The organism is Brevundimonas diminuta 3F5N (genome assembly GCF_900163625.1).
Taxonomy (GTDB): Bacteria; Pseudomonadota; Alphaproteobacteria; order Caulobacterales; family Caulobacteraceae; genus Brevundimonas; species Brevundimonas diminuta_A.
The window spans coordinates 50,409-65,919 of record NZ_FUIE01000015.1 but is presented as its reverse complement, the minus strand read 5'-3'; the positions used below and the strand labels follow the sequence as shown (position 1 = coordinate 65,919).

25 protein-coding genes and 1 tRNA gene are annotated in these 15,511 nt (G+C 66.0%); 9 read left to right on the top strand and 17 right to left on the bottom strand.

Translation table 11 applies throughout. The features are described from left to right. The first annotated feature begins 10 nt into the window (after positions 1-10). Positions 11-274 (top strand): putative hemolysin, encoded by a 264-nt coding sequence (locus FM111_RS02295; protein ID WP_087139116.1) that lies wholly within the window; start codon positions 11-13, stop codon positions 272-274. A gap of 11 nt (positions 275-285) precedes the next feature. Further along, on the top strand, positions 286-882 hold the full coding sequence (locus FM111_RS02290) for a glutathione S-transferase N-terminal domain-containing protein (RefSeq protein WP_087139115.1): 597 nt from the start codon (positions 286-288) through the stop codon (positions 880-882). On the opposite strand, the gene FM111_RS02285 is transcribed toward FM111_RS02290, so the two are convergent. Together FM111_RS02285 and FM111_RS02280 are read right to left on the bottom strand one after the other, a co-directional pair. Continuing rightward, positions 879-1,658: a sulfite exporter TauE/SafE family protein gene (locus tag FM111_RS02285; RefSeq protein ID WP_087139114.1), complete on the bottom strand. Its 780-nt coding sequence runs from the start codon at positions 1,656-1,658 to the stop codon at positions 879-881. The genes FM111_RS02290 and FM111_RS02285 overlap by 4 nt on opposite strands. A 79-nt stretch (positions 1,659-1,737) precedes the next feature. Then, positions 1,738-2,349, bottom strand: coding sequence for a response regulator (locus FM111_RS02280; protein ID WP_087139113.1), 612 nt, complete (start codon positions 2,347-2,349; stop codon positions 1,738-1,740). Between the two features lie 189 nt (positions 2,350-2,538). On the opposite strand from FM111_RS02280, the gene prfA reads away from it, so the two are divergent. The 7 genes from prfA to FM111_RS02245 all read left to right on the top strand — a co-directional run bounded on the left by prfA (position 2,539) and on the right by FM111_RS02245 (position 7,227). Then, complete coding sequence (prfA, locus tag FM111_RS02275) at positions 2,539-3,606, top strand: peptide chain release factor 1 (RefSeq protein ID WP_087139112.1); 1,068 nt, start codon at positions 2,539-2,541, stop codon at positions 3,604-3,606. 72 nt (positions 3,607-3,678) lie between these two features. Next, positions 3,679-4,893, top strand: coding sequence for a DNA recombination protein RmuC (locus tag FM111_RS02270; protein ID WP_087139111.1), 1,215 nt, complete (start codon positions 3,679-3,681; stop codon positions 4,891-4,893). 85 nt (positions 4,894-4,978) lie between these two features. Next, complete coding sequence (locus FM111_RS02265) at positions 4,979-5,416, top strand: hypothetical protein (RefSeq protein ID WP_256968056.1); 438 nt, start codon at positions 4,979-4,981, stop codon at positions 5,414-5,416. Between the two features lie 10 nt (positions 5,417-5,426). Continuing rightward, a complete protein-coding gene (locus FM111_RS02260; RefSeq protein WP_087139110.1) occupies positions 5,427-5,870 on the top strand; it encodes a hypothetical protein in 444 nt (147 codons plus the stop codon). Beyond that, complete coding sequence (locus FM111_RS02255) at positions 5,867-6,064, top strand: helix-turn-helix transcriptional regulator (RefSeq protein WP_003164157.1); 198 nt, start codon at positions 5,867-5,869, stop codon at positions 6,062-6,064. The genes FM111_RS02260 and FM111_RS02255 overlap by 4 nt, the downstream gene beginning before the upstream one ends. Positions 6,065-6,103: 39 nt before the next feature. Beyond that, positions 6,104-7,057: a TraB/GumN family protein gene (locus FM111_RS02250; protein ID WP_179204997.1), complete on the top strand. Its 954-nt coding sequence runs from the start codon at positions 6,104-6,106 to the stop codon at positions 7,055-7,057. A gap of 95 nt (positions 7,058-7,152) precedes the next feature. Then, positions 7,153-7,227: transfer RNA gene (locus tag FM111_RS02245), tRNA-Gly, on the top strand. A gap of 55 nt (positions 7,228-7,282) precedes the next feature. On the opposite strand, the gene FM111_RS02240 is transcribed toward FM111_RS02245, so the two are convergent. From FM111_RS02240 to FM111_RS02170, 15 genes are all read right to left on the bottom strand, one after another. Then, positions 7,283-8,407, bottom strand: a complete 1,125-nt coding sequence (locus FM111_RS02240) for a tyrosine-type recombinase/integrase (RefSeq protein ID WP_218779157.1) — start codon at positions 8,405-8,407, stop codon at positions 7,283-7,285. A 186-nt stretch (positions 8,408-8,593) separates the two neighbouring features. Beyond that, complete coding sequence (locus FM111_RS02235) at positions 8,594-9,013, bottom strand: thermonuclease family protein (RefSeq protein WP_087139109.1); 420 nt, start codon at positions 9,011-9,013, stop codon at positions 8,594-8,596. Next, positions 9,010-9,282, bottom strand: a complete 273-nt coding sequence (locus tag FM111_RS02230) for a hypothetical protein (RefSeq protein WP_087139108.1) — start codon at positions 9,280-9,282, stop codon at positions 9,010-9,012. The genes FM111_RS02235 and FM111_RS02230 overlap by 4 nt, the downstream gene beginning before the upstream one ends. Beyond that, complete coding sequence (locus tag FM111_RS02225) at positions 9,282-9,728, bottom strand: hypothetical protein (RefSeq protein WP_087139107.1); 447 nt, start codon at positions 9,726-9,728, stop codon at positions 9,282-9,284. The genes FM111_RS02230 and FM111_RS02225 overlap by 1 nt, the downstream gene beginning before the upstream one ends. Beyond that, positions 9,725-10,123, bottom strand: a complete 399-nt coding sequence (locus tag FM111_RS02220; RefSeq protein ID WP_087139106.1) for a hypothetical protein — start codon at positions 10,121-10,123, stop codon at positions 9,725-9,727. The genes FM111_RS02225 and FM111_RS02220 overlap by 4 nt, the downstream gene beginning before the upstream one ends. Further along, positions 10,123-10,395: a hypothetical protein gene (locus tag FM111_RS02215; protein ID WP_087139105.1), complete on the bottom strand. Its 273-nt coding sequence runs from the start codon at positions 10,393-10,395 to the stop codon at positions 10,123-10,125. Before FM111_RS02215 ends, FM111_RS02220 begins: the two co-directional genes overlap by 1 nt. Beyond that, positions 10,388-10,939 (bottom strand): hypothetical protein, encoded by a 552-nt coding sequence (locus tag FM111_RS16110; protein ID WP_143276034.1) that lies wholly within the window; start codon positions 10,937-10,939, stop codon positions 10,388-10,390. The genes FM111_RS02215 and FM111_RS16110 overlap by 8 nt, the downstream gene beginning before the upstream one ends. Continuing rightward, positions 10,936-11,145, bottom strand: a complete 210-nt coding sequence (locus FM111_RS02205) for a hypothetical protein (RefSeq protein ID WP_143276033.1) — start codon at positions 11,143-11,145, stop codon at positions 10,936-10,938. Before FM111_RS02205 ends, FM111_RS16110 begins: the two co-directional genes overlap by 4 nt. After that, entirely contained in the window at positions 11,142-11,381 is a 240-nt protein-coding gene (locus tag FM111_RS02200; protein ID WP_087139102.1) for a hypothetical protein, read from the bottom strand. The genes FM111_RS02205 and FM111_RS02200 overlap by 4 nt, the downstream gene beginning before the upstream one ends. Continuing rightward, a complete protein-coding gene (locus FM111_RS02195; protein WP_179204996.1) occupies positions 11,381-11,944 on the bottom strand; it encodes a hypothetical protein in 564 nt (187 codons plus the stop codon). The genes FM111_RS02200 and FM111_RS02195 overlap by 1 nt, the downstream gene beginning before the upstream one ends. Further along, positions 11,941-12,621 (bottom strand): Lar family restriction alleviation protein, encoded by a 681-nt coding sequence (locus FM111_RS02190; protein WP_087139100.1) that lies wholly within the window; start codon positions 12,619-12,621, stop codon positions 11,941-11,943. The genes FM111_RS02195 and FM111_RS02190 overlap by 4 nt, the downstream gene beginning before the upstream one ends. Beyond that, the gene (locus FM111_RS02185; RefSeq protein WP_087139099.1) at positions 12,621-13,316 is read right to left on the bottom strand and encodes a hypothetical protein; all 696 of its coding nucleotides are present in this window, start codon (positions 13,314-13,316) and stop codon (positions 12,621-12,623) included. The genes FM111_RS02190 and FM111_RS02185 overlap by 1 nt, the downstream gene beginning before the upstream one ends. Next, positions 13,313-13,969, bottom strand: coding sequence for a hypothetical protein (locus FM111_RS02180; protein WP_087139098.1), 657 nt, complete (start codon positions 13,967-13,969; stop codon positions 13,313-13,315). The genes FM111_RS02185 and FM111_RS02180 overlap by 4 nt, the downstream gene beginning before the upstream one ends. After that, entirely contained in the window at positions 13,966-14,304 is a 339-nt protein-coding gene (locus tag FM111_RS02175; RefSeq protein ID WP_087139097.1) for a hypothetical protein, read from the bottom strand. The genes FM111_RS02180 and FM111_RS02175 overlap by 4 nt, the downstream gene beginning before the upstream one ends. Further along, positions 14,301-15,152, bottom strand: a complete 852-nt coding sequence (locus tag FM111_RS02170) for a hypothetical protein (protein ID WP_087139096.1) — start codon at positions 15,150-15,152, stop codon at positions 14,301-14,303. The genes FM111_RS02175 and FM111_RS02170 overlap by 4 nt, the downstream gene beginning before the upstream one ends. Positions 15,153-15,511 lie beyond the last annotated feature (359 nt).

The following is a 15,511-nucleotide window of genomic DNA, read 5'->3' as shown; positions in this document are numbered from 1 at the left end:
GGGAGAGACGATGCTGAAACACGCAATCCTGGCGATGGCGCTGCTGACGACGGCCGCCTGCGCCCCGGCGAAAGAGGCCGAGCCGTCGTCTCAAGCTGTGGGTATGGCCAACCCGGCATCCGTCAACTGCCAGCGTGAGGGCGGCAAATCCGAAATCCGCCGTGACGCCCAGGGCGGCGAGTACGGCGTCTGCGTTTTTGAAGACGGCCGTCAGTGCGAGGAATGGGCCCTGTTCCGCGACAAGCGCTGCGTGGCGCCCAAGGCGGTCGAGTGAAGACGGCTACAATGAAACTCTACATCACCACCCCCTCGCCCTTCGCGCGCAAGGTTCGCATCGTCGCCCGTGAAAAGGGCCTGGCCGACCGGATCGAGGAGATCGTCGTTGATCCCTATGGCGATGCGCCGGAACTGTTGTCGACCAATCCCGTAGTGCAGGTTCCGACCTTGATCGCCGAGGACGGCCTGCCGCTGACCGACAGTCCGGTCATCGCCGAATACCTGGATGTGCTGGGCGCCGGGCCGCGTCTGCTGCCGGCCGAGGGGGCGGAGCGCCTGCGGGTCAAGCGGCTGGAGACCCTGGCCAACGCCGCGCTGGAGATAGGCGTCAAGCTGGTGCTGGAGAAGCGTCGGCCCGAGCATGAACGCTCGCCGTCGTGGATCGCGCGCTGGACCGTCAACATGGGCCGCGCTCTCGATGCGCTGGAGGCCGCCGCGCCGGACGCAGAGGCCCTGGACATGGGCGTGCTGACGGCCGGGATCGCCGTCACCTGGATCGGCTTCCGCCACCCGGACTACGACTGGAAGACGGGCCGCCCGAACCTGGTCGCCCTGCAGGCGGCGCTGGAGCAGCGCCCCAGCTTCATCGACACCTTCCCGCGCTAACCGATCAGCTTCAGCAACTGGGCGCCCTGGAAGGCGGCCAGGATCAGCAGCAGGAAACCGACCGCATAGGTCAGGACCTTGCGCGGGACTTTCTTGACGATCAGCCCGGCGAAGGGGGCGGCGATCAGGCCGCCGACCACCAGCCCGCCGACGGCCGCCGCATGGTTCTTCAGCGCGCCGGCCTCCTCCCAGTGGCCACTGACCAGGGCCCAGACGAAGGTCGCCGAGACGGCCACGGTCAGGAAGAACTCGGCCGTGTTCACCGTGCCGATGGCCTTGCGCGGCTCATGCCCGGCGCCGACCATGGTCGAAGAGACGGTCGGCCCCCAGCCGCCGCCGCCCACGGCGTCCAGAAAACCGCCGACCAGCCCAAGCGGCGCCGTGACCCAGGCGGGCAGGTGGCGTGGACGGATGTCATGGCCGGCGCGCCACAGGATCCACACCCCGACCAGCGCCAGATAGCCGACGACGAAGGGCTTGATGGTCGAGGCCTCCAATCCCGTCAGCACATAGGCGCCCAGCACCCCGCCGACCACGCCGGCGACGGCCAGGGGCAGCAGCAGCCGCCATTCGACGTTCTTGTGCCAAACGTGGCTTCCGGCTGAAGCGGCGGTGGTGAAGACCTCGGCGGCGTGGACGCTGGCCGAGGCCGTGGCCGGGGGCACGCCCAGCGCCAGCAGCACCGAGGAAGAGATGACGCCGTAGGCCATGCCCAGGGCGCCGTCGACCGCCTGAGCCAGGACACCGACCAGCAGGAACAGGAAGAAGGTGTCCATTCAGCGCCTCAGGCGGGTGGGGTTCAGGGCCATCAGACGCAGGTCGCGACCCGCCTGGCAATGGCCGTCGTATCGGGCGTCAGGCGAACTCCAGCCGGGCGATGGCGTCCAGCACGTCGCGGCCGGTGTAGGGTTTGATCACCATGGCGGCGGCCAGCTCGGCGTTGTGCGCCGCCGCGGTCACGTCGCCGGACAGGAAGATAACCGGCATGCCCCAGCGCGATTTCAGCTTGCGCGCCAGGTCCACGCCCGTCGCCTCGCCGGACAGATTGATATCCAGCAGGGCCAGGTCGATGGAATGCAGGGCTGTCGCCGCCTCGGCCGCCTCGGCGCTGTGGAAGGGGCCGACCACGCGGTGTCCAGCGGCGTCCAACGCCTCGGTCAGATGGGCGGCGGCGTCGGCGTCGTCCTCGACCAGCAGCACGGTCTTCGGCTCGATCTCGACCGGGATCGAGACGGCTTCCGGCGGCGCCTGCCGCACCAGGACGGCCCGGACGTAGGGCCACAGTTCGGCGGCCGGGCGCTCGGCGTCCAGGTCGAAGATCTTAGCCAGGGCTTTCAGCTCGCGTTCGGCCTCGGTCGACACGACGCCGCCCGTCTGCAACAGGCCGTCGTAGAGGGCGCACAGTCGCGCCGCATCAGTGTTCGCCGCGCCCGGCGGGGCGGCGTTCTGAGGCTTGATGACGGTCATGCCCCTGTCTCCTATTTTGTTTCAGCCTTACAGGAGCTAGGGGTTTTGCAGTTGCGAAGAAACCGGGCTGACGGGCTTGTGACGGCTGTTCACAATTGCTCCATGAGCGCGTGTAGAGGCGTTTTTATCGACAGGGCGGCGCGTCGCAGGTAAGGCTCCGCGCTCGATTTTCTCAGCAAGGACACGCCGTTGCGACTGCCTCAGGCCCGGCTCGATCAGGTGCTCGACCGCTTCCATCAGGTGGAGGCGCGCATGGGCGCGGCCACCGACGGCGTCGAGATCGTGCGCCTGTCGAAGGAGCACGCCGAGCTCAAGCCGGTGGCCGACGCGGTGCAGGCTCTGGCCCGCGCCCGCGCCGAGGCGGACGACCTCAAGGCCATGGCCGCCGATCCGGAAATGGCCGCCCTGGCCGCCGACGAACTGGACGCCCTGACCGAGCGCCTGCCGGGTCTGGAGCGCGAGGTCGCCCTGCTGCTGGCCCCGCGCGACGCCGATGAAAACGCCTCGGCCGTGCTGGAAGTGCGCGCGGGCACCGGCGGCGACGAGGCGGCCCTGTTCGCGGGCGATCTGTTCCGCATGTATTCGCGCTACGCCTCCACGCGCGGCTGGCGGGTCGAGATCGACAGCGCCGCCGAGGGCGACGCCGGCGGCTTCAAGGAGATCATCGCCACCGTCAGCGGCGAGGGCGTCTTCGGCCGCCTGAAGTTCGAGAGCGGCGTCCACCGCGTCCAGCGCGTGCCGACGACCGAGGCGGGCGGGCGCATCCACACCTCGGCGGCCACGGTCGCCGTTCTGCCCGAGGTCGAGGACGTCGAGATCGAGATTCTCGACAAGGACATCCGCATCGACACCTATCGCTCGTCCGGCGCGGGCGGCCAGCACGTCAACAAGACCGACTCGGCGGTGCGCATCACCCACCTGCCGACCGGCATCGTCGCCACTTCGTCCGAGAAGTCGCAGCACGTGAACCGCGACAAGGCGATGAAGAATCTGCGCGTGCGCCTCTACGACATGCAGCGCCAGGCCAAGGACGCCGCCCGTTCGGATGCGCGCAAGTCACAGGTCGGCTCGGGCGATCGCTCCGAGCGCATCCGCACCTACAACTTCCCGCAAGGGCGGGTGACGGATCACCGCATCGGCCTGACCCTGCACAGCCTGCCGCAGATTCTCGAGGGCGACCTCGACCCCATGCTGAATGCCTTGATCGCCGAGGATCAGGCCGCCCGCCTGGCTGATCTGGAAGCCGAACTGGGTTGATCGGGTGCAGCGGCGTCCGCACCTGACGCCGCCCGGCTTTAATCTGGCTCCGACTCCCGCTAGGAACGGAGCATGAACATGCTGGACATCATCCTGTTGGCCTTTGTGGCGATCGCCGCGGGCGGCTTTCTGTGGGCCTATATGGGCTGGCAGAAGACGCGCGGCGCGCTGGACGCCGCCGATGCGCGACTGGCGCTGATGGAGGAGAGCCGGGACTCCATGGCGGAGTTCCTCAAGGCCCAGGCCGCCCAGTCGGCCGAGGCCGTGGCGTCCAAGCTGGTCGCCCGCGCCACCGAGACCTTCCAGGCTCAGGACCGCGTCGCGCGCGAGCGGATGGAGGCCCAGCTCAAGCCCGTGTCCGACACCCTGGCCAAGTTCCAGGAACACGTCACGGCGCTGGAGAAGGCGCGCGCCGACGAGACCGGCGGTCTGAAGGAACAGCTCGGCCTGCTGATGGCCGCCTCGACCGCCACCCGCGACGAGGCGCGGCGCCTGACCGAGGCGCTGAAGGGCAACACCGGCCGTCGCGGCCGCTGGGGCGAGCAGACCTGCCGCAACGTGCTGGAGGCGGCGGGCATGGCCGGCCGCTTCGACTTCGAGGAGCAGAACTCGTCGGCCACGGACGAGGGCCGTCAGCAGCGCCCGGACTTCATCGTCAAACTGCCGGGCGGCGGCATGTTCGTCATCGACGCCAAGGTGTCGCTGGCCTTCGCCGACGAGGCCGACGGGGATGAAGAGGCGCAGGCTCGCGCCATGTCCCTGCGCACCGCCGCGAGCATGAAGACTCATGTGCGCCAGCTGTCGTCCAAGGCCTACCAGGACCAGTTCAAGCCCAGCCCCGACTTCGTCGCCATGTTCGTGCCGGGCGACGCCTTCCTGGCCGCTGCGCTGGATCACGAGCCGGACCTGATGACCACGGCCATGGCCTCGCGCGTGGTCATCGTCACGCCGACCACCCTGTTCGCCCTATGCAAGGCCGTCGCCTACGGCTGGCGCGCCGAGGAGCAGGCCAAGAACGCCGAGGACGTCGCCAGGCTGGGCAAGGAGCTCTACAAGCGCCTGTCGGTCATGGGCGGCCACGCCGCCTCGGTCGGCAAGGCGCTGGACGCGGCGGTCGGCCGCTACAATCAGTTCGTCGGCTCGCTGGAAAGCCAGGTCATGGTATCGGCCCGCCGCTTCGAGGATCTGAAGGTCGACCATGAGGGCAAGGAGCTGCCCGAACTGAACGCCGTCGAGCAGTCCCCTCGCGCCCTCAGCCGCCCGGAGCTGCTGAACGCCCCGGAGTGACGACTGGGTGTGACAAACATGCTTGACGCCCTGCGGTCGGGCTGTAAAACTTGCTTGTCAAATCAGTTCACGTGCGGCGGGGCCCATGAAATCGACGAAACCTCTCGGCTTGAAAGGCGTCGCCGCGCTGTTCGGGTTGGTCTTGCTGATCGGCGTTGTCGGCGGTCTGGCCAGCGGTTTCCTGGCCGATCGTCCCGGTTCGGGGGCGTTCTGGACGACGTTGGCCTTCACCGTCGTGATGATGGTCGCCGTCCTGGGCGTGTCCTTCTGGTGGTGGAGCCGTCTCGACGAGGCTGCGCGCGAAGCGCACAAATGGGCCTGGTACTGGGGCGGCAGCACCGGAATGCTGATTGGCCTTGTTCTCATGATGGTGCTGACCACGCGCCCGGCGGACATCGCCGTTCCCGCCAGCCTGGGCGAGACGCCCGCCGATCTGATCGGGGCAGGCATGCTGGCCATTCTTCTGTTCCAACTCACCGGCTACGGCCTGGCTTGGGCCTGGTGGTGGTTGGGCCGTCGTTGAGGAGGATGTCGTGAGCGATAGCGCTTTCCTGGGCGACAGGCCCCTGGCCCGAACCGGTGTGTTGTTTCTGCTGAAGATGGCGGCGGGCGTCGTCTGGCTCGCCGGCGCCGCCTGGGGCGGCGCCTATCTGTCCAAGGGCGGCGACGCGCTGCCTTTGAAGGCGCTGGCCGCCGCCGCCGTTGTTCTGCCTGTCTTCGTCTGGATCGCCGTGCTTCGCCGACAGGCGGCGATCGATGAGCTGGAAGAGCGTTTGGCCCTGATGGCGCAGGCTCAGGGCGGCTGGTGGGCCCTGGCCTACGGCTCGACCCTGTTCGTCATCTCGAGCCTGATGGGCGATGGAGCCAGCCCTGTCATGCTGGCGACGCTGCCTGCAGGCGGTTTCCTGTTCGGCGAGGCGATGGCCCAGGTGGCGCGTTTCAACCTGTCGCGTCCCGGCAAGGAGGGGCGCGCATGAAGAACCGTCTCAAGGTGCTGCGCGCAGAGCGCGACTGGAGCCAGGCGCACCTGGCTGACGAACTGGGCGTGTCGCGTCAAACGGTGAACGCGCTCGAGACCGGCCGCTACGACCCTTCCCTGCCGCTGGCGTTCAAGATCGCCCGGCTGTTCCAGATGCCGATCGAGTCCATCTTCATCGACGAAGAAGGCTGACGGCTGTTTTCTCCCCTTGCGACCCTTAGGAGCCTGACCATGATCCGCCGACTCTGGAGCCGCGCCGCCGCCTCCGTCTCCGCCGCCGCCCTGGCCGCCGTCCTGCTGGCGCCGACCACGCCTGCGCTGGCTCAGGCCGCGCCCGCGGCCGCCGATCCCGCCGCTGTGACTGTCGCCCCGGCCGGGTCCGGGCCGCGCCTGTGGGTGGTGAAGGATGCGGATTCGACCCTCTATCTGTTCGGCACCGTCCATGTGCTGAAACCCGAGACGCCGTGGGGCAGCGCCAAGCTGGACCGCGCCTTCGCCAGCGCCGACGAATACTGGTTCGAGATCGCCGACCTGAACGACGTGGCCGGCGCGGTGCCGATCATCCAGTCCAAGGGGGTCTCGCCCGACCGTCCCTTGTCCAGCCTGCTGACCGCCGAGGAACAGGCCGACCTCGACGCCGCCGCCCGCTCGATTGGCGCGACGGCCGCCCAACTGGACCCGCTGCGTCCGTGGTTCGCGGCCCTGCAACTGGCCATGGCCAGCATCACCAAGGCCGGCTACCTGCCGCAGAACGGCGGGGACCAGGTGTTGCACGCCCGCGCCGCCGCGACCGGCAAGCCGATCAAGGGCTTTGAAACCATGCCCCAGCAGATCGGCTTCATCGCCGACATGTCGGAAGAGGCGCAACTGGCCATGCTGCGCTCGGGTCTGAAGGAGTTCGATCAGGCGCCGGAGTTCCTGGGCCGCATGGTGGGCGCCTGGTCGACCGGCGACGTGGACGGCCTGGACGCCCTGATCGGCCAGGAGATGAAGGCGGAATCGCCCGAAATGTTCGAGGTCATGCTGACGCGCCGCAACACCGACTGGACCAATCAGATCGTGACCCTGCTGGAAGGCTCGGGCACGGCCTTCATCTCGGTCGGCGCGGGGCACCTGGCGGGGGCCGACAGCGTCCAGGCCATGCTGGCCAAGCGCGGCGTGACGGTCGAGGAAGTCCGCGACTGATCCGCCGCGACCGGCGTTAAAAAAACCAAAGGCCCGGTTCGCCGGGCCTTTTCTTTTGCCCCGCGCCCTATATCTTCGCCGCTCGCTTCGGCGACGCGGGTATAGTTCAGAGGTAGAACGTCAGCTTCCCAAGCTGAATGTCGCGAGTTCGATTCTCGCTACCCGCTCCAATCATTTCAACGACTTAGAGCCTCTCCGACCCGCTGCGAAAGACGCAGTTGGGAGTTAGTTGGGAGAATCTGTCGCCGTTTCGTTCCGCCGGATGCGGTTCGCGATCTCCATGACGATGCTGTCCCGATCCACGTAAACGGCCAGTAGGCGCTGCACCCGATCCTCTTCCCATCCGAGGATGTCGGCGATCTCGGCGGCGGTCAGGCCGGCCCTCCGCAGGCGGGTGGCGAACGTGCCTCGCGCGTCGTGCAGGTGCTTGTCGATCCCGGCCTCGGCCTTGGCGTCGACGACCTGATGTTCCAGCCCGTCCAGGCTCCACGGCTTGCCGCGCGTGTTCGACAGAACGGTCAGGCATCTGACTGGCGCCGGTCGGTTCTTCCGCTCGGCTGCGGTCGCCAGATCGGCGTGGCGGCGATGTTGCTGGGCGCGGATCTCGTCAAGCAGTTCCTTCGTGTCGTCCAGCAGGGGGATGACGGCTGTCTTCTTCCCACGGCTCTTCTTCGTCGCCTTGACGATGGCGAGGTCTCCGACGTGAGACCAGCACAGCGAGGCCAGGTCTTCGCGGCGCAGGCCGGTCAGGCAGGCGAGGCGGACAATGAAGCCAACCTCGGGCGATTTCGCTGCGGCGGCGTAGCGATCGATTTCGTCGGCCGCCCAAATCTGATCAGCTCGATTGCTCGTGTAGAGCTGCTTGATCCCGGCTGCGGCGTTGAGCGCGAGCAGGCCGCGATCCATTCCCCACGACAGCACACGCGACAGCACCTGGATGCCGTAGTCGGCCTTGCGGGGTCGGTCTGCCCATTGATCGCGCCAAGCCAATATCTCGGCCTTCACGCGGCGGTCGTCCAGCGCATCGAACGGCAGGCCGCCGATGGACAGGGGGCCGCTGCTATCGTCCATGATGACGTCCAGCCAGCGCGTCCATTCGCGCTTCGTGGTCTCGCCCAGCCCGTCGAACTCTGGCGACTGCTTGTAGAGGATGGCAAGGGATCGCAGCGTGTCGGTCTTCGGCGCCCTCCGCTCGGCCACGGCGGCGTTGTAGGCGGCCATGAACTCAGGCGAGCCCGGAGAGCCGGGGAGGCGAGGTCCGCCCTTCCACGCATACCAGTAGGTCACGCGGGTGCCGTCCGCGCGCTTCTTGGTGATCTGGTTCAGGCCCTTAAGCCGCACCCTGGCCACGCCTATTCTCCCGCCAAGCGTCCAGAGCGGACACAGAGGCGGATTGGTGGGCCGTCGAAGGCGATCCCGTCAAGATCATGACTTCGCCCCCCGGCTTGATGGTGACGCCTGCTATCTCGTGTCCTGCCGCCTTGAGAGCGGCAAGGCTCCGGTCCAGATCGGTGCGTCGAACTGTCGGAACGCGGCTCACCGCCACACCCCCCTTCTTTCTCTCCGCGCCTCTTCCTGCTCTTCAGCATACGAAGGCCGGTAGTTTGGTTCGTTGATGGCCAGCCCCTCGCGGACGAGGGTGGCGCCTATGTCCTCGCCTGCGACGGTGCAGGTGACGACAGGGCGGCGGTACAGATCGGTGCTGGTCTGGGTACAACGAGCGCCGAAGGCTCCGAGGCCGCGCGCACGATCTGCTGCTATCGGCGCGAACCGCTTGGCGACCCGAGAGCAGGCCCAGATGCGAGGCTGACGACGGCAGCGGGTGTAGGGCGGCAGTTCGCCCGCATCCATGCCGCCGAGCCGAACCTTGACCCGAGAGCCGTCCTCACGGTGGCACCATCCGCTATCGCCGTCTGAGAACGCCAGGACAGCGCAGATCAGGACGATGGGGGTCATTTCACCACCTTCAGGCCATGCTCCAAATGGTGCAGCCGCGTTTCAAGAGACTGGCCGCGCTCGTCGTCCTTATGGCCCCACGGCCTCGGAGCAATGGCGAGAACGTCGGCCGGGTCTTCGCGGATCGTATGCTCGTAAACCCGATCCGCCGGGACGCGATCGTCCACGGTTAGAACCACGACATTTCCGTCAGGGTCTGCGATCTTCACGTCCAGCCAGCCGGTTTCATCGTAGTGCATCACCACGACAGCTTTGATCTCTCGGGCCATCACCCCTCTCCCTGTTTGGCGCGAAGGATGGCGATGGCTAGGGCCAGGGCGGGGGTTGAGGCCTTCGCCGTTACGGTGCTGGGACCGACCCCGAAGACCACACCTGTGCGGACCTTGAACAGGCTCGCATGCCACCATTCAGCGCACGTCTCCAGGTGGCGCGGTTTACGCTGAGAAAGGGCTATCTCGCGGTCTGGCAGCACCCTCTCCGCCAGCGCGAGGGCGGCGTCGAGGGAGGTGGTGACGGTGGCCGATGCGTATTGGGTGGCACCATCACTGACGATGCCGGATGAACTCGCGCGCCAAATGGCCCAATGCTCCCGGGCGAGGCCAGTCTTTGCCGCCTCGAAGGCGCGCGCGGCGATCTCGACATGAGCATCCAGCTCCCGGCTCCCTACCTCGGCAGCCTCCAGCCTAGCGATGAGGGCGGACAGGTCAGCGGTCATGCTTCTGCTCCTGGTGCTGGAGGGAGGGGGAGCGGGCGCCAATGGGTGAATGAGGTGTCGCTGTAGAACTCGCAGTCCGCGATCTTAAAGTCAGCGCGCTCACAGCCGGACTCTGTGAACACCTCATAGGTGTCGTCAGGCCAGACCCACGCCTCGTCCTCGTCGTCCCATCGGACATGGACGAGGGGCTCCCACCATCCGTCGTTAGGGCTGGCGGGCGTTCTCCATGCCTGTATCCATGCCCCATCCCTCGGAGCCGTCTCAATAGGCCGCCACTCCACCATCTCGCGGATGCAGGCGGCGGCTTCGGTGAGGAGCGGGTTGACGATGTGCTTCGGATAATCGTCCCGGGCGGTCCATTCCAGCCGCCCCACCAGTTCCATAGGGTCAGTCATCAATACGACTCCGCTCTATCAATGGCCCGATTGACCAGAACGAGGGCATTGGCCTGTTCGGGCGTGTTCGTGCCGACCGGCCACGCTGCTCGGATAGCTCGCAAGGCCTCTTCCATCTGGTTGATCGTTTCTGCAGCCTCGTCTTCGCGCTCGAACATGTTGCCGAGGCCGCAGGCAGATGGACGACCGAATGGCGTGTCGGTCTGGAACGGGTTCGGTTTGAACTTGCGGAGGTCGCCGTCAAAGACGACCGTAAACTGCTTCTCACCCACGTTCGGCCTCCTTGCTGAGGTAGGTGCGGGCCTTAGTGATGACCTCGGACAGCATGTATTCAGCCGACCGTCCCGCGTTGTCCTTCCGCACGAACACCACATCGCCCAACAGCCCCACCGCCTCAGCCAGCTTGCGCTCTGCTTCGGTGGCCCGATGGTCTTGGTCATTGACCATCATCTTCGACACGCCGAGCGCCAAGTCGAGCGCATCCCGCTCACCCCGCAGCGCCGCGTTCTCTGCGAGGAGGGCTTCTAGGGCTGCGGCTGCGGCTGGGCCGTCAGGGTTGACCAGCACTCGGCCATAGATGCCATGACGGTTCCTCTTCGATGCCCGCAATCTATTCCCCAGTTCCGCATGATCGCCGGAGCCGGATGCGAGGGCGGTGAGGGCGGCGAGCGGTGAACTGTCAAGGATCGCTTGACGGTTGCCGGGTGAAAAGTCGTGCCTGCATCCCAAGCATCGATTTATGGGTTCGTCGGCTCCGCAACCAGGGCACGATTCAAACACGGCCACCTTCTCGCGCGGGGTGAGGGGGTGGGTCATGCTGTCACCAGAAGAAATGCGAAAAAGAGGAGCCAGGTCAGCAGCGATCCGATGACAGCTAGGAAGAAATGCAGAACAGATCGGAGCTGTGGTCCGAAGTCGTAACTTCCGATGCTTGAGCCGGTCGGCCACACGACGGCGACAATCCAGATTGCCATGGTGGCGATAATTGGAACGATCACGGCAGGAATAGTAAGGACCATCACTCCCCGCCCTCCTTATCCGAGGGGGCTGTGAAGCGTTCGACTGCGGACTGAACGGCAGCCTCGACAAGTCCCGATGCTGTCGACGGCCTGAGCCCATAGATGCCGACCAGAAGCCGCATGGCACCAAGAATGATCGTTTCAAGAACAACGCAGACCTCAGAATAGGTCCGCGTGCCCTTGCCGACCTTCATGACGAAATCGGTGGCGAGTTTGTTGTGCTCGTCGTGCGCAGCCATCACTTCGCCCCCTGTTCGGCTTGCAGGTTGGATACGGTTAGGAGATTCCCCCTCGCGCTCAGCGGGTGAGGTGTGGTCTCAAAGCCGTCCGGCCAATCGGCTCGCGACCAAGAACACCCTCCGCTCCCATCAACCTCGGGGAATGCCGACAGGGTCTCCTCGTCGTCGCATTGCTCGCACTGGCACCACTGAATGCGCTCGGCCCTCGGATAGCGTAGGCTGCTTCCGCTATAGGAGCATCGGGCGTCGCCGAAGGCCTCTTCCATGGCCGTCAGGATGTCATCGGTCAGCTCGCCGAAGTCGGGGCCGGGAGCGTCATCACGGTCAAGGCCACACCCCCAAGTGCTGCATCCTCGGATCATCCACCAAGCCGGCCGGTCATTGATGGTGGTGATCCGAAAGAGGGCACGTCCATCGCCGTAGACGATAGGCAAGACGCGCGGCGTGAAGTCGATGGCGTCTTCCGGAACCCACAGATAGGCATTGTGCGGCACCTCGATAGCCATGACGAGGCGCTTGTGAACATCGTCATCTCCGGCTGGCCGTGATTTGATCTCCATCACGCACCGCCTTTCTGTTCGGCTTGCAGGGCGGCGAGGGCTTTGCTCAAGGCGTCGGCCACGTCCCGGCCATAGAACCGGCGGTCTTTCCAGTCGGTCCACAGGCCGCAACACACGACGGCCATTGCGTCGGCTGGGCCGGTTGCCTCGGGGTTGTCACAAAGGATGTTGACGCTATCGCCCTCGCTGGCTCGCAGCATTTCGATTGTCCGCAGAACGTCGGAGGCAGCATTGCCGTAGAGAGGCAAGAGGCCATCCCTCCGGTGATTGAACAGGCTGACGGTTCGCCGGGCGGTTCGGCCGTCCCTGGTCGAGCGCGTCAGAAGATCGATGTCTTCCGCTGGCGCCCAAGCCACCGGCAGCGCGTCGGGGGCGGGGTGGGTGGCACCGACAAAACGATTTGTGCCCTCAACCGCAGGGTCACGAACAACGTCTAGCGCATGAACCGGCTGCGCATCCTCGCGGGCTTCCGGCGCAGACGAACGGGCGCGTCGGTTCCATTCGGCGGGTGTGGCGTCAGAGATCATTGCGCCACAACTTCCGCAGGAGATCGCCTCGAAATCGTCAGACGTATTGATGCCCGGCGAGATCATGCGTTCGCTTGCCTCGCCTCCGCAGAACGGACACGGCAGCAACTCCCCCGCCCCCTCGGCTGGGGCTTCATGCTTGGCGTCGGTCATCAGCGGTCATCCTGCGGATTGATGGGACGGCGACCGCCACGTCCGTCGTCAACGGTCGGAAGCGGCAGCCGAGCCGGAAGCGCGGGCTGGACGGAAAGCTTCTCCGCATATTGGCCCCATCCTTCTTCGCAGGACTCCCGGTCAAACATGCCGTTACTGTCCTCGACACCCTCCGCATAGCCAGTCTTGTAGGCCATACACAGAGGCTCGCGTTCCCCTTCCGAGGCTGGGGCTTCATGGCGGGGGGTGAGGGACCATCCGTGGTGCCAAGCGAAGGCACAGTAGGCCGCTACATCGCGCGGATCGCCCTTCTGAACGTGCTCGCCAAGCTGCTCGATCAGGTCGTCAAGCCAGTCGTCGCGCATCCATGCGTCGTTGTGACCGTACTTGGCCTCGGAGGCGTGCAGTTTCTCTTTTAGAGCGGCGGCGAACCGATCAACCAAATTATCAAGGGCTGAGGCTGGGGCCTTCTCGCGGTTGTTCTCGGCCCAAGCGGCTTCGGTTCTTGCGGTCCAGTCAGGGGCTTCCTCGCGGGTGGAGAGGGCGGGCGGATCGGTTTCATATCGGGCGTCCGACACTGACCACACCGGAGCGCCGCCAGCGTGGTCCAACGCTGCGTTCGGCGTCCAATACCAGCCGTCCGCGAAATCTTTGACCAGATAGCCACCTGGCCCAGCCACTGATTGTTTGGTCATGCTGCGCTCCTGAAAAGCGGAAGTTCATCGCGACGAACCGACCGGGCCATGCCGATCAGGAGGTCGCGGAAAGGTTCGGGGGTGTGGATGCGGGGGGTGCTGTCCGTGCCGCCGCCGCGCGCGCCGACCTCGCCGAGACGCTTGGCGCGCTCGAGGACCATGCGCTCGACTACGGCGGGATCCAGATTCATGGGGCTGTGGCCCCAATCCAGATCCGGCAGATCGCAGCCAACCGCATAGAGAAGCGTCGGCTTGCGGGCATAGTGACCATAGCGGCCTTGCTCGACGCAGCAGGTCCATCCGCCGAACTGATCGGCTCGGACCCAGCCGCCCCTGCGGTCGGGAACCGTCAGTCCGAACCACGCCCAGGCTTGAGAACCCCACGGATGCTCCAGCACACCGCCGAAGTTGCGCACGGCGGTCAAAGCGGCGGCGAAGCAGCCGGCGTCGGCACCCTTGGTCTTGCGGTGTCCGGTTTTCTTCACCGTCAGAGGCTGGCCGAACCACATCTTGCCCCAGCGCTGGCAGGGCGGGTGCGCGACGACCGGGCGCGGGCCGTCATATAGCCGCGCGTCCCGAGCCTCGTCCCACGGATCCACGCCATCCAGGCCGTAATAGGCGCCGTTGGTTTCGACGTAGAGGGCGGCGATCATTCCCCACCCCCGTCCTGCTCACCACGGGCGCGGGCGATGGCGCGCATCAGGGCGGCAATGCTTTCAGGCTGTTCGGATGAGGGCAGCAGCGCGTCGTCATCGCCAGTGCGCATCCCCCATTCTTCGACGACGTTTTGCCCGGCCTTCAGCAGATCAGGCGCGGCGGCGAAGAGGCGGGCGTGACGCTCCGCGTCCTCAAGGCCGTGCCCAAGCACGTGGTTCGCGTGGCATGACGCAACCCGCTGGCTGTAGTCGTGCGGACCAACTGCAACGTCCCAATACAGGCCGTTGAAAACAGCGTGCAGTTCGACCGGCGTATGCTTCACCCCGCTCATGCCGCTGCTCCGAAAAGCTGGCGCTGCGACAGGCGCGCAGGGGGCCATGCGGTGCCCCGGCGAGCGGCCATAGCATCCCAGCGTCCGGCAGCTTGTTGGACGGCCCAAAGGTGGTGCTCGGATCCTTCCGGACGGTTGCCGAACATCTCTTCAAGCAGTGTGGCAACCTCGGCTGCCTGGTCGCCAATGCGCCTTCTCGATCTCTCCAGCGGGGAGATGGATTTCAGCCGGTTGTGGTTCCGCGCGATGTCCGTGCTATCGGCCGATGTGATGGGCCAGTCGCAGTCCGGCTTCAGGAGCTGGAGGCCACGGAAGAAGTGGACCGGCGGGATGGAGCCAAAGGCCGCATGGATCGCGTTGAACAGTTCGTCCATGCGCTCACAGAAGGCGACTGACAGGATCACCCGATACTCACCGGTAGCTCCGACGCAGAGCCGCCCGAAGCGCTCCAGCAGGCTCACCGCCCGGTGGATCGGTTCATCGAGGTGATAGACCGGCACGCCGTAGTCTCGTAGGTCGGCAGGCCACTCCCGAATGAAGTAGTCCAGTTCTTGGGTGCCGGTGCCGATGGGGTCAGGAATGACAGCCCATGCGCAGTTTCCGTCCAAGCACCAGCGACGGCAGAAGTCGTAATAGTCATGCCAGTAGGCGTCGCTGAACTCGGTTCCCTTCATCCATGCGGAGAAGATGCCGTTGTCCGCGAACCACGACCGAGCGTTCGCGTCGATCCACTCGACCTGATCCGGGCGGTAGTAGGAGACGCAGTAGTCGCGGAAGCCGAGCGCTTGAAGGACCGTGTTCGGTGTGATGGGCGTGCCGTGATAAGCCGCTTTTGCCAGCCCGCTCATGCCTCACCCCCACGGCGGGAGGCTTGGCGGAGCTTCTCGATTGCCACGTTTCCGTCCGTGTCGAACCCGGCAGGGCTTTCCTGAAGGTTCTCGAAATCGGGCATGACGGCACACCACATGCGATAGCCTCGCTCGTCGGTTCCGTCTGCGAATAGGATGGGCTCGCCGTCTTTGGGGCCGCCATGCGCCGGGCAGCACGGGCCGTGGCAATATGGGCTATCCCCCTTACGCCACCCACGAACCCAGAACAGAACCTCCCTCGGCAACTGAGGTCCGTTCGCGGGCTCGCCGCAGAATCCAGCAGGAAAACCGCCCATCCACATCGGAACGCGGCACTTCCCGCCTTTCCACTCCAGCAC

Excerpts from the sequence above, each read along its gene's own strand:
- FM111_RS02295 (WP_087139116.1), top strand. The coding sequence starts at position 11 with ATGCTGAAACACGCAATCCTGGCGATGGCGCTGCTGACGACGGCCGCC.
- FM111_RS02290 (WP_087139115.1), top strand. The coding sequence starts at position 286 with ATGAAACTCTACATCACCACCCCCTCGCCCTTCGCGCGCAAGGTTCGC.
- FM111_RS02285 (WP_087139114.1), bottom strand. The coding sequence starts at position 1,658 with ATGGACACCTTCTTCCTGTTCCTGCTGGTCGGTGTCCTGGCTCAGGCG.
- FM111_RS02280 (WP_087139113.1), bottom strand. The coding sequence starts at position 2,349 with ATGACCGTCATCAAGCCTCAGAACGCCGCCCCGCCGGGCGCGGCGAAC.
- FM111_RS02270 (WP_087139111.1), top strand. The coding sequence starts at position 3,679 with ATGAACATGCTGGACATCATCCTGTTGGCCTTTGTGGCGATCGCCGCG.
- FM111_RS02265 (WP_256968056.1), top strand. The coding sequence starts at position 4,979 with ATGAAATCGACGAAACCTCTCGGCTTGAAAGGCGTCGCCGCGCTGTTC.
- FM111_RS02255 (WP_003164157.1), top strand. The coding sequence starts at position 5,867 with ATGAAGAACCGTCTCAAGGTGCTGCGCGCAGAGCGCGACTGGAGCCAG.
- FM111_RS02250 (WP_179204997.1), top strand. The coding sequence starts at position 6,104 with ATGATCCGCCGACTCTGGAGCCGCGCCGCCGCCTCCGTCTCCGCCGCC.
- FM111_RS02235 (WP_087139109.1), bottom strand. The coding sequence starts at position 9,013 with ATGACCCCCATCGTCCTGATCTGCGCTGTCCTGGCGTTCTCAGACGGC.
- FM111_RS02230 (WP_087139108.1), bottom strand. The coding sequence starts at position 9,282 with ATGGCCCGAGAGATCAAAGCTGTCGTGGTGATGCACTACGATGAAACC.
- FM111_RS02225 (WP_087139107.1), bottom strand. The coding sequence starts at position 9,728 with ATGACCGCTGACCTGTCCGCCCTCATCGCTAGGCTGGAGGCTGCCGAG.
- FM111_RS02220 (WP_087139106.1), bottom strand. The coding sequence starts at position 10,123 with ATGACTGACCCTATGGAACTGGTGGGGCGGCTGGAATGGACCGCCCGG.
- FM111_RS16110 (WP_143276034.1), bottom strand. The coding sequence starts at position 10,939 with ATGACCCACCCCCTCACCCCGCGCGAGAAGGTGGCCGTGTTTGAATCG.
- FM111_RS02200 (WP_087139102.1), bottom strand. The coding sequence starts at position 11,381 with ATGGCTGCGCACGACGAGCACAACAAACTCGCCACCGATTTCGTCATG.
- FM111_RS02190 (WP_087139100.1), bottom strand. The coding sequence starts at position 12,621 with ATGACCGACGCCAAGCATGAAGCCCCAGCCGAGGGGGCGGGGGAGTTG.
- FM111_RS02185 (WP_087139099.1), bottom strand. The coding sequence starts at position 13,316 with ATGACCAAACAATCAGTGGCTGGGCCAGGTGGCTATCTGGTCAAAGAT.
- FM111_RS02180 (WP_087139098.1), bottom strand. The coding sequence starts at position 13,969 with ATGATCGCCGCCCTCTACGTCGAAACCAACGGCGCCTATTACGGCCTG.
- FM111_RS02175 (WP_087139097.1), bottom strand. The coding sequence starts at position 14,304 with ATGAGCGGGGTGAAGCATACGCCGGTCGAACTGCACGCTGTTTTCAAC.
- FM111_RS02170 (WP_087139096.1), bottom strand. The coding sequence starts at position 15,152 with ATGAGCGGGCTGGCAAAAGCGGCTTATCACGGCACGCCCATCACACCG.